We start from the raw sequence: 20,326 nt of genomic DNA, 5'->3' as shown, positions 1-20,326 counted from the left end.
GCGCCTGACCAGCGCATCACCCACCTCGACCAGGGGTTAACCCATTCGAAGGGATGCGGCAAAGCACATACAGTTCTTGCATGCCGGCTGGTTTCAGACGCGAGCATTTCCACAGAGGAATGCCCGGCGGTGTTTCCTCAGTTCCATGAACCCAAGGAGATGACGAATGGAAATCCGCAACCCTTCCCCTGGCCTCTACAACGATGATCTCGCGCCCGCCAGGGTACGCAACTGGGGTGCCTTCAGCATCTTCAACGTCTGGACCTCGGACGTGCACAGTCTCTGGGGCTATTACCTTGCCGCCAGCCTGTTTCTGCTCTGTGGCAGCTTTGTCAACTTCGTACTGGCGATCGGGCTCGGCTCGCTGGTGATCTTCGCGCTTATGAACCTGATCGGTTACGCCGGCGAGAAAACTGGGGTTCCCTATCCGGTGCTGGCGCGTGCCTCCTTTGGCGTGTGGGGCGCAAACCTCGCAGCGCTTGTGCGCGCCGTGGTGGCCTGCTTCTGGTACGGCGCGCAGACGGCAGCCGCATCGGGTGCGTTAGTCGCGCTGCTGATCCGCAGCGACAGCCTGATGGCGTTCCACAAGGGCACGCAGGTGCTCGGCCATTCAGGGCTGGAGGTGATCTGCTACGTGGTCATCTGGGCGTTGCAACTGCTCATCATCCAGAAAGGCATGGAGACCGTGCGCAGATTCCAGGACTGGGCCGGGCCGGCGGTGTGGATCGCGATGCTGATCCTCGCGATCGGCCTGTGCGTCAAGGCCGGCGGCTTCTCGTTCAGCCATGGCATTCCGATGAACGTGCTCCTCGAGAAGACCCGCGACGCGGGCGTCAGCGGCGAGCCAGGTTCGTTCTGGGCGCTGATGGCGGTGGGCGCGACCTGGATCACCTATTTCGCGGCGCTATACCTGAATTTTTGCGACTTCTCGCGCTACGCAAAAAACCGCGCCGCGGTGAAGAAAGGAAATCTTTGGGGCCTGCCGGTCAACCTGATTGCGTTCTCGCTGGTCGCGGGCATCACCACGATAGCCGCCTTCAAGGTGTACGGTGAAGTGCTGCTCCACCCCGAGCAGATATCGGCCAGGTTCGACAGCTGGCTGCTGGCACTCATCGCGGCGCTGACCTTCGCAGTCGCCACGCTCGGTATCAATGTGGTCGCCAATTTCGTCTCGGCGGCGTTCGACATTTCCAATGCGTTCCCGAAGCAAATCAGCTTCAGGCGAGGCGGCTATATCGCCGCGGCGATTGCGCTGGTGCTCTATCCGTTCGCGCCCTGGGAAGGCAACGCCGCGCACTTCGTCAACGCCATCGGCGCCACGATGGGCCCGCTGCTGGGGATCATTCTGGTGGACTATTACCTGGTGGCGAAGGGCAACATCAACGTCGCGGCGCTCTACCAGGAGTATGGGGAGTACCGCTACGAAGGCGGCTGGAACGTCAACGCGCTGGTCTCGGCGGCTGTCGGCAGCGTGTTTTCGACCTTCCTGCCCAACTTCACGAACCTGCTGCCGGTCTGGTGGAATACCTATGGGTGGTTCTTTGGCGTGCTGATCGGCGGCGTCATGTACCTCATCATGGCGACGCTGCGGCCGCGTGCCGCGATCGCACCGACCCATGTTTGAGGATTGTCCCGGCAGGCGGTAGCGCGACAGAACACGCGCATGCCGCCGACCGCCTTGATGACGCGCCGCACTCGCCAAGACATCTGGCATGTTGAGCTGACACGGCAACAATGCGGATGGTTGAGCGTCGACGGTCATGCTAGGATTTCCCGCAAACAACTCCGGAGACTGCTATGCCGTTCATCTGCGAAAACGTTGAATGCCGCGCCGTGCTGGCCCGCGGGCAGGTCAGATCCATTCGCGAGGACAAAGGGTGGTGTTTCTACTGTCCGGATTGCAAGGTGAGGAACGAGTTGAACGATATCGGCGAAGCGGGTGGCCCCGTTCAGCTGGTTCAGCCGGAGAGATCCGATCTCCCGCACAAGGTCATTGCAACTGCGCGGCCACTGGAGGACGGCAGGTATGCGGCGCAATTGCGCGTCCAGAGGGCACTCGGTATGAAGGGGACCTACGCTGTCGAAGAGCGTTGGGAACAACTTGGTGTGTTCCTCGACGCGCACGAGGCCGTCGCGCATGCGAGATCCGTTGCGACAGATTTACTGGATCGAAAGGTATAGCGCCTGGCGGCGCGCTGGATTTACCTATCTGAACCGCGTGCGGATCGTTACGGTCAGCACGCGGCCTGCCACGACCTGGCGGGTTCGAATTCCTGCAACATGCCTCACGAGCCTTCGGCGGAAGCGAGCTTGACAAACAGTCTGGCTGCTTCGTTGCCATGCGATAAAGCGCGCAGTGCAAGCGAGAGTGCCAGCTGCGCGTCGTGAGCCGCTGCGCTACGGTCCTGCTCGAAGAGCTTTGCAGCGTGGCGCATGTGTTGCGCCGCCTGGTCGTGAAGCTCTGCTGCCGTTGCATGAAGTTTTGCAGCGAGTTCGCCGCTCGCGCCTGCGCCGCTCGATGCAGGCGCAGGCGGTGGCGTACCTGTACTGTGCGCGCCGGCGTCGTGTGCCTCATCGATCGCCTGCAAGCCGTGGCCGTGGGCCATCATCGCCTGATGCGCGGCGTGGGCATAGTCCTGACCGGCCTCGAAATGCCGCGCAGCCCCGCGGTGATATCGCGCTGCCTGCTCGTGATGTGACGCCGCGGCCTCAAGATGTACTTTTTTGCTGTGCTTCGCGCTCATACCGGCTCCTGGATGACTGTAGGACCGACTTCGACGACGACCGATTCGAAGAGGTCGTGGCGGGTTGCAGACCCCAGGTTCCAAATTTACACGTACTTGCGCTCTCGATGAGCATCGAATCGCGCATGCGACCTCCAGTTTGCTCCGCCACGATTCCTCGTCACGTCGTGGATGGATTTCCCCAGGATTTTTCAGACTGACGATGTCCGCTCATCCGGGTATCGTCAAAACAGGCGGGGGTGGCAAAACTGTCCGCTTGATTGTGCTTCTTGCGGATGAGAGATTTGCCACCTGGACGCACGCGTGGGATCGTCGGAGGGCGACGCTCCAGAGGGCGTGGTGATCGTGGAATTTCCGTCAACGGCGGCCGCGCGCGCGCGGTACGACAGCCCGGCGTATCAGGAGGTCGCGCAGCACCGGTTCAAGGGCGCACGGTATCGCGCCGCTCTCGTCGAAGGCATGTGACGAAAGGCGGCGACGCGTCGACGACGAATGCGCGCCACCTGTTCATCTGCTTTGCTCAGTGTGCAGGATTCTGGCTTTCGCAAATCTGGGCCTCGAAGTTCAGGATAATGTCGGCACCGGTGCCAGCCGTCCCGATGGGGTCGACGGGTGGACGCTTCCTTCGAAACCAGCCGACGGTGCGAGGTTCTGAAAGCTAAAGCGACGACCCGAACGATCCCCTGACACGAAAGCAAAGGAGAAACCTCATGCCGAGCCTTGAGCGAGCGCGACCGCCTACGCTTGTCGACTTTGTCTGGCGCATGGTGCTTCGCCTCGGATTCCCTCTCGCTCGCGCCTGGTGGCACCTTCGACGGCCTCACCATGAGGGCGCGCTAGTCGCAATCTATGTCGGGCAGGCGCTGTTGCTGGTGAAGTCGTCGTACCGGGCTGAATGGAATTTCCCGGGCGGGAGTGTCCGGCCCGGTGAGACGCCTGATGCAGCGGCGCAGCGCGAAATGGAGGAAGAAATTGGTCTGTCGTCGCACGCATTACGCCCCGCGGGCAGCGTCTGCGGCAATTGGGACGGGCGAAGAGACCGGGTGCATTTCTTTGAACTGCACCTCGATTGCGTACCCGAGTTGCGGCTTGATAATCGTGAGATTGTCGCCGCGCATCTGGCAACACCGGAGGAATTGCGTGGCATCGCGCTGACACGGCCGGTCGCTGCCTTTCTTGGCAGGGACCTCTGCTGTTAGCTGGCCTTTTCCTTTCGGGACATCTCGACGTCTACAGCCGCCGCCCGCTTGTTACACTATGAATACAGGGCTGCCGGCACTGCCGCAGAGCGGCTGCTTGAAGCGCTAACGACGTGACTTCGCAAAACACAGGACGGGTACTTAAATGACGCTTCCGAAGAGAAAATTGGGTCGCACCGGCTGGAACGTGTCGGAAATCGGTTTTGGGGCATGGGCAATCGGCGGCTCGTGGGGCAGTGTCGCCGAGGACGATGCCAGAGCCGCGCTAAACGCCGCGCTCGATAACGGCGTTACTTTCATTGACACGGCTGACGTCTACGGCGACGGCCGGTCGGAACGGATCATCCGGGACGTGTTGCGGGAACGAGGCGGCGAGCGTCCCGTCGTGGCCACCAAGCTCGGGCGCCGACTCGACCCGCATGTGACGAGTGGCTATACGAACCGGCGCGAACTCGCAGGATTCATCGACCGGAGCCTTGCGAACCTGGGCGTCGATACGCTCGACCTGGTGCAATTGCATTGCCCGCCGACTGACGTTTATTACCATCCTGAGGTGTTCGAGGCGATGGACGATTTTGTCGCTGCCGGCAAGATCCGCTTCTACGGTGTGTCGGTCGAAAAGGTCGAGGAAGCGCTGAAAGCGATCGAGTATCCGAATGTGGTTTCGGTGCAGATTATCTACAACATGTTCCGTCAACGTCCTGCCGATCTGTTCTTCAGGCAGGCGCAAAAGAAAAACATCGCGGTCATTGCGCGAGTGCCGCTGGCGAGCGGGATGCTCACGGGCAAGATGTCCGCGGATTCGGTTTTCCCGTCAGACGACCATCGGGCCTTCAATCGTCACGGCGAGGCGTTCGACGTCGGCGAGACGTTCTCCGGGGTGCCTTATGACATCGCGCTGAAAGCGGTCGACGAACTGCGCGCTCTTGTACCGGTGAACGCCTCCATGGCGCAGCTGGCCCTTCGCTGGATTCTCATGGAAGACGCCGTCTCCGTCATCATCCCGGGCAGTAAAAATGCGGCCCAGGCGGCGTCAAACGTCTCGGCGGCGAGCCTCGCGCCACTGTCGGACGAGGCAATGCAACACGTCCGTGAAGTCTATGAGCGCCATATCGCGCCTCAGGTTCACCAGCGCTGGTAAAAAGTCCTGGGCCAGACGGGTGCCCCGGATTATCTGAACCCCGCATCGCAGGAGAGGGGCGCCTTCGACGCCGCGCGGTCAGCAGGACCTGGTTAAGCGTCGGGTTCGGGGTCGGCTCGATGAGTCCGACCTCGACTGAACCGTCATGAGTGCATCCGTGTGATGCACGCACCGGTTGAACCCGGAGACTTGAAGCGTCGTTTCGTTTTCAGACGGTCGTCAGTGGGCAGGCTCGGCCAACACACCGAGCTCCGTTTGGATCGGGATATCAATGAAGGCTGAACGCGGTCCGGAATAACTGCCGTGCCTCGGTGTGCATCTCAAAGCTTATGCCGGGTGCTTGCGGCAGGTCGGCATATCCCGCAGTGACGCCTTTGTGGTCGGGCAGCCCGCGAAAGGGGCGAAACGCAAAAGGCGTGACTTCAGCGCCTCCCAGACCAAGCGCCGCAACCACATGCAAAGAGAAGAGATGACCGCCATGCGGCCAGAGAGCCTGGCGCGGCCAACCTTCCGATGTGAGATGCTCAACGATACGCAGATAGCCTGGCAGTCCATAGCAGTGGACCGGATCGAACACAAGGATGTCCTTGTCCTTTTGTATTCCACCGTACAGGTTAAGCAGTTTTGCCTCTGCATGCGAAAACAGGGCTTCACCGGCGGCAATGGATCCACAGTAGGCTGCGGCGATTTTTGCCTGCGTTTCGAAATCCAGTGGATCGCAGACGTCTTCGAACCACCACAGCCCACAGTTGGCCAGTCTGGAAGCCGCAGCGGGACCTGTTTGTGCATCATAGGCAGTCATCGCATCGACGGCCAGATGCCCGCTGTCCTGCAACTGGGAGGCAGCCGCATCAATCCGCCTCAGGTCCTGATCGATGTCGATGCTTGCGATCTTGATCTTGGCGCGTGTGAAGCCCTGGTCGGTGACGGGGCCCCTCGTCATGGCTGAAGTGGTCAGGATGACAGGAAGTTGGAACGACGGCCTGTTGGTCATTGCCGGCGCGGGCGCGTTGGGCGCGGAGTGCCGGGTGGAAGGCGAGCGAGGTGAGCTTCGTACAGCGACGGCAAGGAACGCGCTTACGCGATGCATCGAGCGATGGCGGCCGGTGTTGCGGCTCTTTGCGGACGATCTGATGCTCAATCCGTTCTCGGTATCGAAAGTGCTGACGAAGAGCTGGCGCTACCTGCCCCGTCTGAAAGGCACATTGGCGCACGAGTTGATCCGGTCTTTTAGCGATGAGGAAGTCCGTGCGGCTGCTGCTGCCGTCACTCTTTACACAGGTATACCTGTGGAAAAAACACCGGCCGCCCAGATCATCGGTCTGGTTGCGATGCTCGATGAAGGATTTTATTTGCCGGTGGGCGGTATGGGTGCAATTGCGCATATCCTGCGCGATGCGTACCTGAACCTCGGTGGTGAGCTACGGTTAAATACGCGGGTTGAGCGAATACAGGTGAAGTCCGGTAGCACGACAGGCGTCCTGGTGCGAGACGGTGAACCCATAGAGAGTGCGATCGTGGTCGCAACACCGGGTGCGATGCAGACGTTCAGGCATCTGATTGCGCCGGACGAAGTGCCGCCGTCGATCATGAAGCGTGTCGGCAGCGCATCGATTTCTCACAGCGCCCTTGGCGTCCAGCTGGGTCTGGCTAACCGCCTGACCCGGGATGCTTTCGCCGTCAACCATATACCGCTGATGCCCCGGCAGCATGAAATGCTGGTTCCGCAGCCGGGTGCGATCCGCTGGTTCATGTATACCGTACCGACGACCGTCCTTCCCGAACTCGCGCCGGAAAACGGCAGCGTACTGGAGATGTTCGTGTCCGTTGATCCCGCACGGCCCGTCAATGCATGGGACGATCGAGCGGCCAATGACCTCGCAGAGCGCGCTATATCCGCCGTGCGACAGCATTGCGAACTCGATATCCAGGTTAAGAGAATCTTGAGTCCGCGGACCTTTGCCGAACAAAAGCACCTCTACAACGGCGCGTTGTATGGGCTATCACCCGCGACGACATTCGAGCATTTCCGATATCGGTCCGGCATCGAGGGACTATTTCTGGCAGGCCAGACGACATGGCCGGGATACGGCGCCGGACCTGCGCTCGCGAGCGGCCTGCTTTCCGCGGAGTCCGTGCTCCGTTCGCTTGCCGACCAGCAGGACCTGAACGCCAGCTAGCGCTTTGTCATTCTAACTGCCCCTCCATTTCGTGAAGACGGACCTCGCCATATTCGATTTCGACCTGACCCTGGTGGATTCGTCGCGAGGTGTCATCGAGTGTACGCAGCATGCGCTACGGTGCATGCAGATCGAAGACGTGGAGGAAAGCGGGATTGTGCGGACCATCGGCCTTCCGCTACGCGAAATGTTTGCTGCACTGGTCAAGGTCGATAGCCAAACCGTCGCGGATGAGTTTGCAAAACGCTTCGTGGCACGGGCAGAGGAGGTGAGGGTGGCAATGACAACGGTGTACGAACAGGTTCCCGGGCTTTTCTCGTGCCTGCGAGAATACGGTGTCGCCATCGCGATCGTGTCTAACAAGTATCGCAGGAGAATTGAATCGATACTCGAATGCGCTGGCCTGCTTGCCCAAACCGACCTGATCATCGGGTGTGAAGATGTCAAAAGGCCAAAGCCCTGTCCCGATGGATTGGTGAAAGCGTTGCGGGTGCTCTCATTTTTGCGGCCCATTTTCCGAACGAAACCCCAACGCTGAGCGCCTGGAAATTGCCAACCAAACACGACTATCCCGAAGCGCTTTCGAAATTCACGGGCAGCCTGGTACGCCGCGCCCAGCAGCGCCACGTAGCGGTATGGCTCAGCGAAGTCTCCACCGAGATAACGAGCGTCCAGTACGCGGCGCTCGAAATCCTGCAGAAAACGCCCGGCATAAATCAACGACAACTCGGCGATGAACTCGACGTGGACCGTTCGACCATCGCCGATCTCGTCGCACGCATGGTTCGCAATGAATTGATCGAGCGCTCGGACGATGCCGTCGACAAACGTAGCTACGTGTTGTTCCTGACTCCCGCCGGCAAGAAACAACTTGCGACGTTGCGTCCGCGTGTCGAGGAAGTCGAGCGCATTCTCACGGCAAGATTGACGCGAGCGGAACGTATGGAGTTACGTCGCCTGCTTTCGGCCCTGTTGCCGCTGGGTGAATAGCGCACGTGTTTCCTGTGCAGCTGTCGTTGGGGCGAATCGAAGGTGACAGTGCAACTACTGACGGCAACGACGTGTGAAACGACGCGCAGATCCTGTCTGTTCGTTTCTCAGCTTCCCGCATTGGGTGACGCGACCGCAAGGTGCAACTGCAAACAATGCGCATCCCGCGACCCTGCGCTCGCAAGGGGTGCTCAGTGCTATCCTTCGTCGCGTGTCGAGCGATTCAAAAGGGAAGACTTCAGGATCGTACGCGCAAGCACACCACTATGATCTGGTCTCGGACAATCTTGATACGCGCAGTAACGCGTCCCGCAAGATAACTGCGTGATTGTGAACAAGGTCTTTGGCGCCATAGACAAGCGTGATGTGACGTCCATGTGCCGCTGCCAGCAGTTCCTTCATCTGGACCTGCATCGATTCTGCCTGCAACTCGCGTTCATAGCGCTCATGGAATTCCGTCCAACGGTTGGGGTCGTGTGAAAACCACTTCCTCAAGGTGACACTTGGGGCGAGTTGCGGGGCCTGCGAATCAAGCTGAAGACTTTCCCGACTGCGTCCGCGCGGCCACACACGGTCAACCAGAACCCGATAACCATCTTCCGGTTCGGGATCGTCATATGCGCGTTTTACGGAAACACGGGGCATGGCTCGACTCTCTTTAGTTCCGCGCGGTGACACATCGGATGCGGGCTCATTCGCGACCACTAAGGATGGTACTCAAAATTCATTGAGACGTATCCACGAATAATTCTCTGTCGACGCCAGAAGCGTTGCCCGTGCAGTGCCTTTGCTCGCATCCGGGAATGGCCAACTGAGTCCAGTTCTATACAATCTGTTCAAGCATGCCTGCCTGCGCTTTAATTGAAGCGCGCGACGAATATTCCTGTTCTGAATCACACCCCACATTCATACACTGTTATACGAACTCGCAGCACTTCGAACCGTATGCCTCCATAACAGCCGGGCAAACAGCCTGCGAGGAGCAAAACATGGAAAACGTGGACGTACTCGTCGTCGGCGCCGGCCCAGTCGGCTTGCTGCTCGGTGCCGAATTGCGACGCGACCGCGTCGCGGTAAAGGTGATCGACAAGATGGCAGGAAGAGGATTTTTCTGCAAGGCGCTCGGTGTGACGCCCCGCACGCTTGAGATTTTCGACGATCTAGGCATCCTCGATCGTGCAATCGAGGCGGGCGTATGGCTCACCGGCGTCGAAACGTGGGTCGATGGAGCGATGGTGCCCGCGCGAAGCATGCGGGTTCCAGAAGAGGGCTTGCCCTACGGGTCCCTTTCAATTGCGCAGTTCGAGACAGAACGGCTGCTTGAAGCGGCGTACACAGAACATGGCGGTCAGGTGAATTATGGATGTACGCTGGACAAATTCATCGACAACGGCAACGCAGTCGAGGCCCATCTGACTGGACCGCAGGGCGAGACGCTTGCCGTTTGTTGCAAATGGCTGGTCGGGTGCGACGGCGCACATAGCAAGGTCCGGTCAGGCCTGGGAATGACCTTCGAAGGCGAGCAATATCCGCAGACCTTTGCGCTCGCTGATGTTGACGTGGACTGGCCGTATCCGCGCGGGCCCATGTATCGATTCGAGTGGACGGATGCAGCGCGTGCGAAAGCCAGCCTCGTGGCCGTGCCCATTCGAGGCTCTGCGCAGCGCTATCGGCTCTCGATGATCGTGCCCGATGAACGTGTCGCTTCGCTCGCGAGCACTGGCGCTCCCGACTTTGAAACGACGTGCAGCCTTATGCTGCCGTATCTACCCGAAGGCACACGGCTAACGTCGATGCGATGGTCGTCGGTTTACCGGGTAAGCCACCGTATCGCCTCCGCCTACGGGGGAGGCCGGGTGTTCATTGCCGGCGACGCTGCGCACATTCATCCGCCCGTCGGGGGACAGGGCATGAACACTGGACTGCAGGACGCGCACAACCTCGCGTGGAAGCTGGCGCATGTCGCGAAGGGTCTGACGGGTCCCGCATTGCTCGACAGCTATCTGGCAGAGCGGCGTCCAGTGGGCATCGATGTCGTCAAATCGACGAGCGCGGCACTCAATGCAGTCCTCGCGCGCCAGGCAGCAAATCCGGCGATGCGCGAGACCCAGTTGCTGGTCACCTATCGTGGGAGCCCGATAGTTGCCGACCTGTGTCCCGACGCGGATCCTGAGTCGCCCGCACCCGGTGACCGGCTGCCTGACGCGCGGGGTCTGGCACAACGTTTCGTAGGGCATGCAAGGCGACTGCACGACTACGTCGGCGCGGGACGACATATCCTCATCGGCTATGTCGATGCGGCGGGGCAGCAATATGACGCCTTCATCGACGGTTGCCGCACACTTGCAGCTTCGTTACCCGGCGCCGCATCGGCCGTCCTGATCACGCCTGCGCAGTGCGAAGTGCCTGTGTCCGAACTCATGACTGTATTGAAGGACGCAGCAGGCGACTTTGCCGCGACGTACCGTGCGAAGGGCGGTGAAGTCTGGATCGTCAGGCCGGACGGTCATATTGGCTGGAGAAGCCGCGAGTGTTCGGGAGCAGCGATCGAACGTTGGCTGCTCAGCCTGAGCGCGGCATGAAGCTATCCGGATCCGGGTGGCGTGATGCATGTCGTCGAGGCATAAGTGACCGCTTCGAAGCGCGCTGAGGGACCGCTCCGGGTCGCCTGCGAAGTTCGCAACGCTACGCCTCCCGCTTGCTGCGCCCATACAGCAGCAACATCGCCGCGATCACCACGCCGTAGATGATCTGGCGCCCCGCCTCGGGCATCTGCGCGACCGAGAGGATCGACTGCAGCAGCGTGATGAGGATCGCGCCAGCCACGGTGCCGAGGTACGAACCCCGCCCGCCCAGAATCGACGTGCCACCGAGCACGACCGCTGCGATCGCCGGCAACAGATAGGCATCGCCCATCGACTGTGCCGCCTTCGACGCGTAACCCGCGAGCAGCACGCCGCCGAACGCCGCGAACGCACCGCACACGGCGAACGCGATTACGGTGACGCGGCGCGTATCGATGCCGGAAAGATATGCCGCGCGCTCGGTGTTGCCGATCGCGTACAGCGTGCGGCCGAAGGTCGTGCGCGACAGCAGGAACATCGTGGCACCGCCGGTCAACACCCACAGCGCGACAGCATTCGGCACGCCCGGTACGAGCCACCCTGCCGCAAGCCATCGCATCACGTGTGGCGCGGAATCCTGGGGCGACGATCCGCCCGTGTAGACGATCATGATGCCCTGCGCGACCGCATTGGTCGCGAGCGTCGCGATCATCGATGGAATGCGCAGGAGCGCGACGAGGATGCCGTTGACGATGCCGATCAGCACACCGCAGCCGATCCCGACTGGAATCGCGAGGATGCTCCCGAGTTCGCCGTGCCCCGCGGCGGCGCACGCCATCATTGCGCCGACCGTGATCGTCCACGGCAGCGACAGGTCGATGTGGCCGAGCAGAATGACCATCATCAGGCCGGTCGCGATGATGCCAAGGAAGGCGCCGACCTTCAGCTGCAGGAGGATGTATTCGGGCGACATGAAGTTCCGCGAAAACATGCCGCCGACGAGCAGCAGCGCGACGATACACGCGAACGCGATAAGGATCGGCCGGTCGATTTTGCGTGCGAGCCTCGACACGAACGCGGTCCAGCTGGTTGCGGCGACGCCGCTCACTGGAACCACTCCAGACGGTTGCGTACCCGGAACAGCCCGCACGCGCCGATCGCGACAGCAAGCAGAAGAATCACACCCTGGAACAGCGGCTGCCACAGCGCATCGACGTTGAACACGAACAGCAGATCGCCGATAGAGCGGAAGGCGAATGCGCCGAAGATGGCGCCGATCGCGCTGCCCCTGCCGCCGAGCAGCGACACGCCGCCGATGACCACGGCGGCGATCGAAAACAGCGTATATGAGTTGGCACTGCCAAGGCTCGCTTCTCCCGTGTCCGTGAAGAACGTCAGAAAGAGGCCGCCAATCGCGGCGAGCAGACCCGCCAGCGTATAGCTCGCGAACTTCGCGCGCAGGATCGGCATGCCGGACAGGAAGGCCGCGGATTCGGACGAGCCCGTCGCGTACGCCGCGCGCCCGACCGCGGAACGTTTGAAAGGGATCCAGACGATCACCACAGTCGCGAGCAGAATCAGCAGGCTCGCCGGCACGCCGCCGGCGACCTTGCCGGTCAGTGCGTCGGCGAGATCCTCGTTGATCGACCCGCCGGGAACCGGGCGTAAAAGCAGCGCCAGTCCGTAATAGACGGCGCCCGTCGCGATCGTCGTCACGATCGGCTGCAGACGGCCGTAAATGATGATGATGCCGTTGAGCGCGCCGCACAGCGCGCCGGCCGCGAGCACGCCGGCGATGCCGAGCGCGCTGTGCAGCGCGTCGCCCGTGACGATCCACGATCCAACGCAGTTCGTCAGCACGAGCGTCATGCCGATCGACAGGTCGATGCCGGCCGTCAGCACGACGAGCGCCTGGCCCATCGACACCAGCGCGAGCAGTACCGCCTTGTTCGCTGCCGTCTGAAACACGTTCGCCGACAACGACGACGGATAGTTGACGAGGTAGATCGCGAACATCAGCACGAACAGGCCGAACGCGAACGTCGCCCCGCGATTTTCCGCATACCAGTAACGCAGCCCGCTCATGGCGCGACTCCCGTGGAAGGCGAAATCTGTCCGACGGGCAGATCCAGTGCACTTGCAATCAGGTTTTGCTCGGTGATCTCCGACCCGACAAGTTCCTTCTTGATCCGGCCTTCGTATAGCACGAGCACGCGGTCGCAGCAGCCGATCAGCTCGTCATAGTCGGTGGAATAGAAAACGATCGCGGCGCCTTCGTCGGCGAGCCGCCTTAGCAGCTGATAGATCTCCTGCTTGGTGCCGACGTCGATGCCGCGCGTCGGGTCGCTGAGGAGCAGGATTCTCGGTTGCCGGATCAGCCACTTCGCGATGACCACCTTCTGCTGGTTGCCGCCCGACAGCGAGCCCACGGCCGCGTCGACGCTGAACGACTTGATCGCGAGCAGCTCCATCATCCGGTCGACCAGTGACTGCTGGCGGTCGCGATCGATCACGCCCGCGGTGGACATGCGATCGAGGGCGGCAAACGACAGGTTCTCGCGCACCGACATCGGCAGCATCAGGCCTTCGGTCTTGCGGTCTTCCGGAATCAGCGCCATACCGATCCGGTTGGCGCGCGCGACCACGGGGCTCGTGATCGATACGGCCTTGCCGTCGATCTCGATCTTCCCCGCGCAACCGCGTAGCACGCCGAACAGGGCGAGCAGCAGTTCGCGCTGGCCTTGCCCGTCGAGGCCCCCCAGCCCGAGGATTTCACCGGGCTGCAACGAAAAGCTGACGCCCTGCAGGGTGTCGTTCCACGCGAGATCGCGACAGGCGAGAACCGGTTCGGCTGCGAGGCGGCGCCCGGGCTCGTCCGCGGGTTTGTCGGGAAATGCGTGCTGGTACGTCCGGCCAATCATCATCTCGACAACCTCATTGTCGGAGCGCGTGCCTGCCTCGAAGCTCATCACATGACGACCGTTCCGGTAGACCGTGCATTCGTCCGCGAGCGCCTTCACCTCGTGCATCCGGTGTGAGATGAAGAGCAGTGCGAGCCCTTCTTCGCGCAGACGCTTGAGCACCTCGATGACACGCGCCACGTCGGCTGCGGTCAGCGCCGACGTGGCCTCGTCGAGGATCAGGATGCGCGGCGCGTGCGCAAGCCCCTTTGCGAGCTCGACCATCTGCTGGCGCGACAGCGGCAGGTCGCGGACTTTCGCAAGCGGATTGATGTCGGCCGCACCCGCGCGGGCGAGCGCGGCTTCGGCGTGGCGGCGTTGGGTCCGGCGGTCGATCATGCCGAAGCGTCGTGGCGGGTTCGACGCGAAGATGTTGTCCGCCACACTCAGGTCAGGGATCAGCGACAGCTCCTGATACACGCAGACGATGCCGGCCGCGTTCGCCTCGGCAGGCGACGCGAACGCGACCTGACGACCATCGAGGTGCATCGTTCCCTCGTCCGGCTGCACGACGCCGGACATGACCTTCAGCAGCGTGGACTTGCCCGCGCCGTTCTCGCCGAGGATCGCATGGATACATCCCCCGCGCACCGCGAGGTCCGCGCGATCCAGCGCGACGGCGCCGCCGTAACTTTTCGACACGCCAGACATCTGAAAGAACGGCTGCTGCCCGTCCTGCCGCATGCTTCGTCTCCTGTCGACCGGAGTTAGGGCAAAGCACTGACTCCGATCCCATGCAAGATGGTTGCCATCACGTCACAGGCCAGCCCGGTTACTGGTTGCCCTGGCTCTGCTTCATGATTTCCTGCGCGGAGAAATTAATGCCGCAAGTCGGAAACGAGTTGCCGACGAAGAAGTTGTCGGACTCGTTAGGGAAATAGTTGACGCCGGCCTTCAGCTGCGAATCGTCGGTGACGTCGAGCGGCAGCTTGATCGCGACCGGGATTGTCTGGCCGTCCAGCGCAGCGAGCGCCGTTTTGATCGCCACGGCCACCTGCGCGGGACCGCTGCCAGCCGACGTGCACTTCAGGCCCTGGCTCCCATACTGCGCACAGAACTTGCGGAAGCCGTTCTCCGTTTCGCCGCCGAACGGCACGAAAGGATGCTTCGCATCGAGCATTGCGCGCACGACGCCCGTGTCGCCGCCCTGCGCCGAGATTCCATCGAAATGGCCCTGCACGGCGATCGCGTCGGCGGTGGCCTTCTGCGCGACTCCGTCGTCCCATTTGCCATAGACCTGGACGACGTTCCACTTCTTGCCGGTCGCGTTCAGTGCATTCTGGAAACCGTTGTGCCGGTCAGTGTCGACCGACGTGCCCGCCACGCCGCGGACCTCGAGCACCTTGCCTCCGTTCGACAGATGGCTCGCGAGCCACTTGGCCCACAGCACGCCAAGCCCGTACTGGTCGACGTCGACGTTGATTGCGTCTTCGCTGTCGAGCGTATTGTCGAACGCGATCAGCACGACGCCGGCCTTTTTCGCGCGGCGGATCGCGGGTCCGAACGAGGCGGGATTCTGCGCGTCAACGACGATCGCGTCGTAACCGGCATCGATAAAATTGTTGACGGCCGAGATTTGCGCCGGCACGTCCTCGCCGGTCGAGACGACCTTGAATTCCTTGAGTTTGGCAGCGACGGCGGGTTGCGCCGTATAGGCCTTGGCCGTCTTGATCATCTGGATGCGCCAGGTGTTGGCGATATAGCCGTTCACCAGCGCGATCCGGTAGGGCCCGTTCTTCTTCGGATACTTGACGAACTTCGTGTCGCTCTTCCAGGGAACCATGCACGTCGGATCGCTGGGTGGGCCGGAGACGATCGATGCCTGCGCAAAAGCTGTGCTTGTGCACAGCGCCAATGTCGCGGTCGCCGCCGCTCGAAGCACCTGGATTCCTGAAAGCATGTTGTCTCCGTTTTATTGGATTGAACTTACCGACTGTCGGCACACGGCTCGCCGTGGATTAGCGGCACGGTGTGCGAGATACAGGGAATCTTGCGGAATGCTGCGGCGGAACTGGACCGGACCCGCCCAATCAGCCGGACAGCCTCTTCAAAGGCGTCCTTCAAAGCGAAACGAAGGGCATGCGCGAAGACCGCGCCACCTGACAGAATGGATTGTTACTAGCATACCAATCCGCGCGCGATAGTGGTTTACCAGTGCGCCCGGTGCCCCGGCCCGCATTGGCGCTGACGCTGGACGAAAAGGACTGGCGATGCCGCTCCAAGGCGTATCGACAGAGTAAGGAGGCCGGCGAGAAAAATGGGACCGACTGCGATCGTATTGCATGGACCTACCAGCGCAGGAAAAAGCAGCTTGGCTCGGGCGCTTCAGAACAGTTCGAAGATTCCGGTTTTCCACATATCGCTGGATGCATTTGTTGAAATGTCGCGTAGACGCGACATGCGTTCGGATGAAGAGTCGAATCAAGCACTGAGGCTTCATCACCTCAACCTGCAGTCCACTCTGACGCGGGTGGCAGCGAGTCACTTCGAGATAGTGCTGGATCTTGTGCTTCGGGATACAGCTACCCTGGACGCGTGTATTGCTGCGCTTGCTCCTCGTTGCACCTATGTTGTCGGCGTTTCGTGCCCCCTGGATGTTCTGGAAGAGCGCGAACGCGGCAGGCCGGATCGTGGCGAAGGAATGGCCCGGGCCCAATTTGGGCACGCGGCTTACTCAAGGCCCTACTCGATGCGCCTGGATACATCGACTTGCACTCCCGAAGAAGGCGCTCGTCGCATCCGCTCGTTTATCAACGGGCATGTTGAATGACCGCTACCGCTCTTGGGATCAGCGAAGGTCGCTTCGGGGTCGCGTGGCGTCCACCGCGAGGCGGCGGACTGCTCAAGCCGGCCAGACGCTGCGGTTTGTGACGTGCAACCTCGGGGTACCTTATCTGCTACCAGGAGCGCTGCAACTCAGCGACCCGGTCCGCAGTGCTGGTTGACCATTCGCGTCATGCAGCCTTCCGATGAGGGCCTCTCAAGGTTGGCGTCACGCTGATCGATGACGCCAGGCAACGCTGTTGAGGAACAGGTGGAGGCTCAGCGTGACAAGCCCGGCGCCACCAGGCCACGACGCGGAATGGGGGTGGAGAAGACGATCGAGGTGCGCGTCTCGCCATAGCTGTTGATGGACGCGAGAAAACGCTCCAGTTGTTCAAGGCTGGGGGACACGACGGTCACGATGTAGGAATCCGCGCCGGCCACGTGATGGCATTCCAGCACCTCGGACGCGCGGCGCAGCTTGTCGAGGAAGGCTTTCTTGCCGGGCTGCTGCACGGTGATGCCGACAATGGCGCGCAGGGGGTAGCCGGCCTGCGCCGGATCCAGTTCGGCGCCCACAGAGCGCACCACACCGGAGTCCTTCAGGCGCTTGAGCCGTTCCACCGTGGCAGGTACCGACAACCCGGCGGCAAGGGCCAAGGTCTTCAGCGGCGCGCGGCCATCCTCCTGCAGCGCCATCAGCAGCGCCCAGGCTCTGGCGTCGAGTTGCAGTGCTTCGGTCATGATGGGCTTTTAGCTGAAAAATCGAAGATCAAATCGATTTTCGCCTGCTGTTTCATTATGTGCAAGCGGTCGATGCCGTTAGATAATTCTCGACATGGAATCCATCTTGCCATCACCCGTACCCGTCCTGTTCGGCCAATCGCTGCTGATCGGGCTGTCTATCGCCGCGCCTGTCGGGCAGATTGGATTGCTGGCCATCCAGCGCACGCTGGACCATGGCCGCCCTGCGGGACTAGCCACTGGACTGGGGGCGGCATTCGCCGACGCAGTGTACGGCGCCATCGGCGCGTTTGGCGTCAGCGGACTGATCGGCTGGTTGCTGGGCCTGAGGCTGTGGCTGGGCCTGTTCGGTGGCGGTTTCCTGCTATGCATGGCCTGGCGCATTGCCACAAAGCCGGCGGTGCGCCGCGTGGATGCTTCCCCGCCGACCAGCACGCTGCTGCGCTACGTGGTCGGCACCTTCGTGCTGACGATCTCGAACCCGACGACCATCCTGTCGTTCATGGCTGTGTTCGGTGCGCTGGCAGGCCGCGCGCCTTCGGCGTCGCCCTGGGTGATGGTGGTCGGCGTACTGGTGGGCTCGGCGCTGTGGTGGTTGATCCTGTCTACGGGTGTGAGCCAGTTGCGCGACCGTTTCGACGAACGTTGGAAACGCGCTGTGAACCTGTGCTCAGCCGCGCTGTTGGCTGGGCTTGGGCTATGGCAGCTAGGCCACCTCATCATATGACCAGCGGAGGTTTCACTGATGGCGCACCGACTGCGCGCCAGCCGTCGGATCACGGTCGACGCCCCGGTCGACCAACTTCATGTTCTTCACGCCGGCCGGCGAGGAACTGTGGGTTGACGGCTGGAAGCCAACCTATGTCTATCCGCGCGACGGCCGCACGGAATCCGGTATGGTCTTCACCACCGGTCAGTGTGATGAGCTGACCATCTGGACTCTGGCCGACTTCGACCGCGAGGCACACCGATCGCGTTATTTGCGCTGCACGCCGGCCTCACGCACCAGTCTCGTCGAGGTGCGTTGTGTCGCACTCGACGAGGCGAGCACCGAAGTATGGGTGAGCTACGAGCTCACCGCGCTGAATGCAGCGGGCGAACAGGTGCTCGAAGAATTCGAAGGCGAGCGCTTCGCTGCAATGATTGACGACGGGGCACGTAAGATCGCGGCGTGTCGCGAGTTGCTGCTGGCAGCTTCAATCTGCTGAGTCGGCCGGCCCGTGGCTGCAGCAGCTTCGCGGCTTCGGCGACACCGACGTAAACCGCCTGTTGCCAGAGTCGCCAGTCAAACCCGCGGTTTGCGGACCCGCTGTTGCCTGTCGCTGGGTTCCGGAGTTCGTGAACAGGCAATTACGACCCGCTCCGCCTTGACTAAATTCACAGCTTTACGCTGTCTTGTCGCGACTGGACCCTGGACCGGTGCCTTCCTTATGGCTCCGCTGCGATGAGCTTGTCAGCGCCGGCCTGGGCGACCAGCGCGTCCTGGTCGGAACGCATGCCCGACACGCCTATCGCGCCGACCACTGCACCGTCGCGAATCAGTGGAATCCCTCCATCCAGTGGCACGAGGTTATTCATACCGAGCAGGCGCAGGTGGAGTCCGCCTTGCGCGATTGCGTCTTCGAAAACGCGCGTGGGACGTCGGAACAACACGGCTGTTTCGGCCTTCTGTCTCGCAACGTGGATACTGCCGAGTTGCGCTCCATCAAGTCGTTGCTGAAGCACCAGGTGTCCGCCGCTGTCCACAACCGCGATCACCATAGGCCAACCGTGACGTGTTGCCTCCTCTTCTGCCGCAGCCACGACCCGGCGTGCATCGGCAAGGTTGAACCGGTTGCTGTAGCTCATGGGCATTTCATTCTCGTTTCGTTGAGTCATTAGTCGCCTCCTTCGGAACCAATCGGATGTCAACATGACTAGAATGTACGGCGGCGACCCAACCACGCATAGGTGCGCGAGCCGTCAGACATTCTTCCACGAAGCGAGAGAATGACCGTCATGAACACGGACGAATATGAAGTACTGTTGGCTATTCTTGACGAAGGAAGTTTGACAGCCGCTGCGCGATCGCTGGGCCGAACGTTGCAGTCGGTGAGCCGCGCCATTGCAGCGCTCGAGCGTGATTTGAACGCGACCTTGTTCCACCGAACCACGCGCCGTGTGCAGCCTACTGCGGCGTGCCTGAAATTCGCCACACGGATTCGACCCGCACTTGGCGAAATCGACGCAGCACGTGATGAACTCGTCGACCACGCAACCCAGCTGCGCGGCAGTATTCGCGTCGGCGCGCCGACGGCATTCGGCGCTGAATTCGTTTCGCCGCTTGTTGCGCAGTTTTTGGCGATTCACGAAAACGTCAGGGTAGAACTCGTGCTCGCCGAGCAGCATCTTGAACTCACCACAGCCAACATCGATCTCGCGGTCCGCCTTGGTCGTCTGCCGGACTCGAACCTGCGCGCGAAGCAGGTGGGCACTTTACGGCGCGTTGTCTTTGGCACGTCGGCGTATTTCGCCTCGCACGGCTACCCAATTCATCCGTCCGAGCTTGCCCTTCACGACTGTATCCTGCGCCAGCACGCCCTGCGCGAGACGTGGACGTTCAACCACACAGGAGGCGCGGTCGAGGTCGCAGGGCGCTTCCGGTCGACGAGCGCGCCAGCCTGCAATGCCGCGGCCGCGGCCGGAGCAGGCATAGGTCGAGCACCGATCTTTCAGGTGCAGAAACTTCTCGACGCGGGTCAGGTGGTGACGGTGCTCGACTCGTTCGAGCCCGAACCCGTACCTGTTCATCTGGTATGGCCCGGGGGCCGTTCAGTGCCGCGTCGCGTACGCACACTGATTGACTTTCTGGCCGTGCGCCTCGTCTCCGGAAAAGAGGCAGGTGTTATCTGACGGCTTGTCGGCGGCCGATCGCGCCTGTTCGGTTCGCTCGAAAGCGGTCATTGCAGATCGTCGGTCATCGTGCGGGCGTGACCGGCAGGTGTGGCAGAACACGGCCTGCGTACGCGAATCGACGAACGGCCGTTGTACTTTGGAAGCTG

20 protein-coding genes and 2 pseudogenes are annotated in these 20,326 nt (G+C 61.6%); 13 read left to right on the top strand and 9 right to left on the bottom strand.

Going from position 1 to position 20,326, the window contains the following annotated elements:
* Positions 1–166: 166 nt before the first annotated feature.
* Entirely contained in the window at positions 167–1,624 is a 1,458-nt protein-coding gene (locus LPA36_RS22540) for an NCS1 family nucleobase:cation symporter-1 (protein WP_228881724.1), read from the top strand.
* Between the two features lie 173 nt (positions 1,625–1,797).
* Positions 1,798–2,181 carry a hypothetical protein gene (locus LPA36_RS22535; RefSeq protein ID WP_228881723.1) on the top strand — a complete coding sequence of 128 codons (384 nt, stop codon included), beginning with the start codon at positions 1,798–1,800 and terminating at the stop codon, positions 2,179–2,181.
* A gap of 104 nt (positions 2,182–2,285) precedes the next feature.
* On the opposite strand, the gene LPA36_RS22530 is transcribed toward LPA36_RS22535, so the two are convergent.
* Positions 2,286–2,744, bottom strand: a complete 459-nt coding sequence (locus LPA36_RS22530; protein ID WP_228881721.1) for a hypothetical protein — start codon at positions 2,742–2,744, stop codon at positions 2,286–2,288.
* A gap of 315 nt (positions 2,745–3,059) precedes the next feature.
* On the opposite strand from LPA36_RS22530, the pseudogene LPA36_RS22525 reads away from it, so the two are divergent.
* The 3 genes and pseudogenes from LPA36_RS22525 to LPA36_RS22515 form a co-directional block, all read left to right on the top strand.
* Positions 3,060–3,209 (top strand): annotated as a pseudogene (locus tag LPA36_RS22525) (DUF1330 domain-containing protein); the annotation flags it as partial.
* Positions 3,210–3,454: 245 nt separating this feature from the next.
* Positions 3,455–3,943: an NUDIX domain-containing protein gene (locus LPA36_RS22520; RefSeq protein WP_228881718.1), complete on the top strand. Its 489-nt coding sequence runs from the start codon at positions 3,455–3,457 to the stop codon at positions 3,941–3,943.
* 145 nt (positions 3,944–4,088) lie between these two features.
* Positions 4,089–5,084 (top strand): aldo/keto reductase, encoded by a 996-nt coding sequence (locus tag LPA36_RS22515; protein WP_228881716.1) that lies wholly within the window; start codon positions 4,089–4,091, stop codon positions 5,082–5,084.
* 268 nt (positions 5,085–5,352) lie between these two features.
* On the opposite strand, the pseudogene LPA36_RS22510 reads toward LPA36_RS22515, so the two are convergent.
* Positions 5,353–6,012 (bottom strand): annotated as a pseudogene (locus tag LPA36_RS22510) (enolase C-terminal domain-like protein); the annotation flags it as partial.
* A gap of 13 nt (positions 6,013–6,025) precedes the next feature.
* Between LPA36_RS22510 and LPA36_RS22505 the strand changes: the two are divergent.
* From LPA36_RS22505 to LPA36_RS22495, 3 genes are read left to right on the top strand one after another with little or no spacing between them, the layout of a single operon-like run.
* Complete coding sequence (locus LPA36_RS22505) at positions 6,026–7,264, top strand: phytoene desaturase family protein (protein ID WP_228881714.1); 1,239 nt, start codon at positions 6,026–6,028, stop codon at positions 7,262–7,264.
* 31 nt (positions 7,265–7,295) lie between these two features.
* Entirely contained in the window at positions 7,296–7,802 is a 507-nt protein-coding gene (locus LPA36_RS22500; RefSeq protein ID WP_267478590.1) for an HAD family hydrolase, read from the top strand.
* A gap of 11 nt (positions 7,803–7,813) precedes the next feature.
* Positions 7,814–8,254 carry a MarR family winged helix-turn-helix transcriptional regulator gene (locus LPA36_RS22495; RefSeq protein WP_228881711.1) on the top strand — a complete coding sequence of 147 codons (441 nt, stop codon included), beginning with the start codon at positions 7,814–7,816 and terminating at the stop codon, positions 8,252–8,254.
* A 264-nt stretch (positions 8,255–8,518) separates the two neighbouring features.
* Here the strand turns inward: LPA36_RS22495 and LPA36_RS22490 are convergent, their stop codons facing one another.
* Positions 8,519–8,899 (bottom strand): DUF488 domain-containing protein, encoded by a 381-nt coding sequence (locus LPA36_RS22490; protein WP_228881709.1) that lies wholly within the window; start codon positions 8,897–8,899, stop codon positions 8,519–8,521.
* 344 nt (positions 8,900–9,243) lie between these two features.
* On the opposite strand from LPA36_RS22490, the gene LPA36_RS22485 reads away from it, so the two are divergent.
* On the top strand, positions 9,244–10,836 hold the full coding sequence (locus tag LPA36_RS22485) for an FAD-dependent monooxygenase (RefSeq protein ID WP_228881706.1): 1,593 nt from the start codon (positions 9,244–9,246) through the stop codon (positions 10,834–10,836).
* A gap of 103 nt (positions 10,837–10,939) precedes the next feature.
* Here the strand turns inward: LPA36_RS22485 and LPA36_RS22480 are convergent, their stop codons facing one another.
* The 4 genes from LPA36_RS22480 to LPA36_RS22465 all read right to left on the bottom strand — a co-directional run bounded on the left by LPA36_RS22480 (position 10,940) and on the right by LPA36_RS22465 (position 15,678).
* Positions 10,940–11,926, bottom strand: a complete 987-nt coding sequence (locus LPA36_RS22480) for an ABC transporter permease (protein ID WP_228881703.1) — start codon at positions 11,924–11,926, stop codon at positions 10,940–10,942.
* A complete protein-coding gene (locus tag LPA36_RS22475) occupies positions 11,923–12,903 on the bottom strand; it encodes an ABC transporter permease (protein WP_228881701.1) in 981 nt (326 codons plus the stop codon). The genes LPA36_RS22480 and LPA36_RS22475 overlap by 4 nt, the downstream gene beginning before the upstream one ends.
* Entirely contained in the window at positions 12,900–14,462 is a 1,563-nt protein-coding gene (locus tag LPA36_RS22470) for a sugar ABC transporter ATP-binding protein (RefSeq protein ID WP_228881698.1), read from the bottom strand. The genes LPA36_RS22475 and LPA36_RS22470 overlap by 4 nt, the downstream gene beginning before the upstream one ends.
* Before the next feature lie 88 nt (positions 14,463–14,550).
* Complete coding sequence (locus tag LPA36_RS22465; protein ID WP_228881695.1) at positions 14,551–15,678, bottom strand: sugar ABC transporter substrate-binding protein; 1,128 nt, start codon at positions 15,676–15,678, stop codon at positions 14,551–14,553.
* A gap of 357 nt (positions 15,679–16,035) precedes the next feature.
* Here LPA36_RS22465 and LPA36_RS22460 point away from each other — a divergent pair, with 357 nt between their 5' ends.
* A complete protein-coding gene (locus LPA36_RS22460) occupies positions 16,036–16,548 on the top strand; it encodes a chloramphenicol phosphotransferase CPT family protein (protein ID WP_228938528.1) in 513 nt (170 codons plus the stop codon).
* 272 nt (positions 16,549–16,820) lie between these two features.
* Here the strand turns inward: LPA36_RS22460 and LPA36_RS22455 are convergent, their stop codons facing one another.
* Positions 16,821–17,285 carry an Lrp/AsnC family transcriptional regulator gene (locus tag LPA36_RS22455; protein WP_228881691.1) on the bottom strand — a complete coding sequence of 155 codons (465 nt, stop codon included), beginning with the start codon at positions 17,283–17,285 and terminating at the stop codon, positions 16,821–16,823.
* A 94-nt stretch (positions 17,286–17,379) separates the two neighbouring features.
* Here LPA36_RS22455 and LPA36_RS22450 point away from each other — a divergent pair, with 94 nt between their 5' ends.
* Both LPA36_RS22450 and LPA36_RS22445 read left to right on the top strand, forming a co-directional pair.
* Complete coding sequence (locus tag LPA36_RS22450; RefSeq protein ID WP_228881689.1) at positions 17,380–18,012, top strand: LysE/ArgO family amino acid transporter; 633 nt, start codon at positions 17,380–17,382, stop codon at positions 18,010–18,012.
* Positions 18,013–18,091: 79 nt separating this feature from the next.
* On the top strand, positions 18,092–18,493 hold the full coding sequence (locus LPA36_RS22445) for an SRPBCC family protein (RefSeq protein WP_228881685.1): 402 nt from the start codon (positions 18,092–18,094) through the stop codon (positions 18,491–18,493).
* A gap of 220 nt (positions 18,494–18,713) precedes the next feature.
* On the opposite strand, the gene LPA36_RS22440 is transcribed toward LPA36_RS22445, so the two are convergent.
* Positions 18,714–19,163 (bottom strand): GlcG/HbpS family heme-binding protein, encoded by a 450-nt coding sequence (locus LPA36_RS22440; protein WP_228881683.1) that lies wholly within the window; start codon positions 19,161–19,163, stop codon positions 18,714–18,716.
* A 111-nt stretch (positions 19,164–19,274) separates the two neighbouring features.
* On the opposite strand from LPA36_RS22440, the gene LPA36_RS22430 reads away from it, so the two are divergent.
* Positions 19,275–20,177: a LysR family transcriptional regulator gene (locus tag LPA36_RS22430; protein ID WP_407674324.1), complete on the top strand. Its 903-nt coding sequence runs from the start codon at positions 19,275–19,277 to the stop codon at positions 20,175–20,177.
* Positions 20,178–20,326: the final 149 nt, after the last annotated feature.

This window comes from Paraburkholderia saeva (assembly GCF_907164555.1).
Lineage (GTDB): Bacteria > Pseudomonadota > Gammaproteobacteria > Burkholderiales > Burkholderiaceae > Paraburkholderia > Paraburkholderia saeva.
Note: the sequence above shows the minus strand (reverse complement) of the source record. Positions and strands in the feature narration are given on the sequence as shown.

Coding starts and splice junctions, on each gene's coding strand:
- LPA36_RS22540 (WP_228881724.1), top strand. CDS start 167: ATGGAAATCCGCAACCCTTCCCCTGGCCTCTACAACGATGATCTCGCG.
- LPA36_RS22535 (WP_228881723.1), top strand. CDS start 1,798: ATGCCGTTCATCTGCGAAAACGTTGAATGCCGCGCCGTGCTGGCCCGC.
- LPA36_RS22530 (WP_228881721.1), bottom strand. CDS start 2,744: ATGAGCGCGAAGCACAGCAAAAAAGTACATCTTGAGGCCGCGGCGTCA.
- LPA36_RS22520 (WP_228881718.1), top strand. CDS start 3,455: ATGCCGAGCCTTGAGCGAGCGCGACCGCCTACGCTTGTCGACTTTGTC.
- LPA36_RS22515 (WP_228881716.1), top strand. CDS start 4,089: ATGACGCTTCCGAAGAGAAAATTGGGTCGCACCGGCTGGAACGTGTCG.
- LPA36_RS22505 (WP_228881714.1), top strand. CDS start 6,026: ATGGCTGAAGTGGTCAGGATGACAGGAAGTTGGAACGACGGCCTGTTG.
- LPA36_RS22490 (WP_228881709.1), bottom strand. CDS start 8,899: ATGCCCCGTGTTTCCGTAAAACGCGCATATGACGATCCCGAACCGGAA.
- LPA36_RS22485 (WP_228881706.1), top strand. CDS start 9,244: ATGGAAAACGTGGACGTACTCGTCGTCGGCGCCGGCCCAGTCGGCTTG.
- LPA36_RS22475 (WP_228881701.1), bottom strand. CDS start 12,903: ATGAGCGGGCTGCGTTACTGGTATGCGGAAAATCGCGGGGCGACGTTC.
- LPA36_RS22470 (WP_228881698.1), bottom strand. CDS start 14,462: ATGCGGCAGGACGGGCAGCAGCCGTTCTTTCAGATGTCTGGCGTGTCG.
- LPA36_RS22465 (WP_228881695.1), bottom strand. CDS start 15,678: ATGCTTTCAGGAATCCAGGTGCTTCGAGCGGCGGCGACCGCGACATTG.
- LPA36_RS22460 (WP_228938528.1), top strand. CDS start 16,036: ATGGGACCGACTGCGATCGTATTGCATGGACCTACCAGCGCAGGAAAA.
- LPA36_RS22455 (WP_228881691.1), bottom strand. CDS start 17,285: ATGACCGAAGCACTGCAACTCGACGCCAGAGCCTGGGCGCTGCTGATG.
- LPA36_RS22450 (WP_228881689.1), top strand. CDS start 17,380: ATGGAATCCATCTTGCCATCACCCGTACCCGTCCTGTTCGGCCAATCG.
- LPA36_RS22445 (WP_228881685.1), top strand. CDS start 18,092: ATGTTCTTCACGCCGGCCGGCGAGGAACTGTGGGTTGACGGCTGGAAG.
- LPA36_RS22440 (WP_228881683.1), bottom strand. CDS start 19,163: ATGACTCAACGAAACGAGAATGAAATGCCCATGAGCTACAGCAACCGG.
- LPA36_RS22430 (WP_407674324.1), top strand. CDS start 19,275: ATGACCGTCATGAACACGGACGAATATGAAGTACTGTTGGCTATTCTT.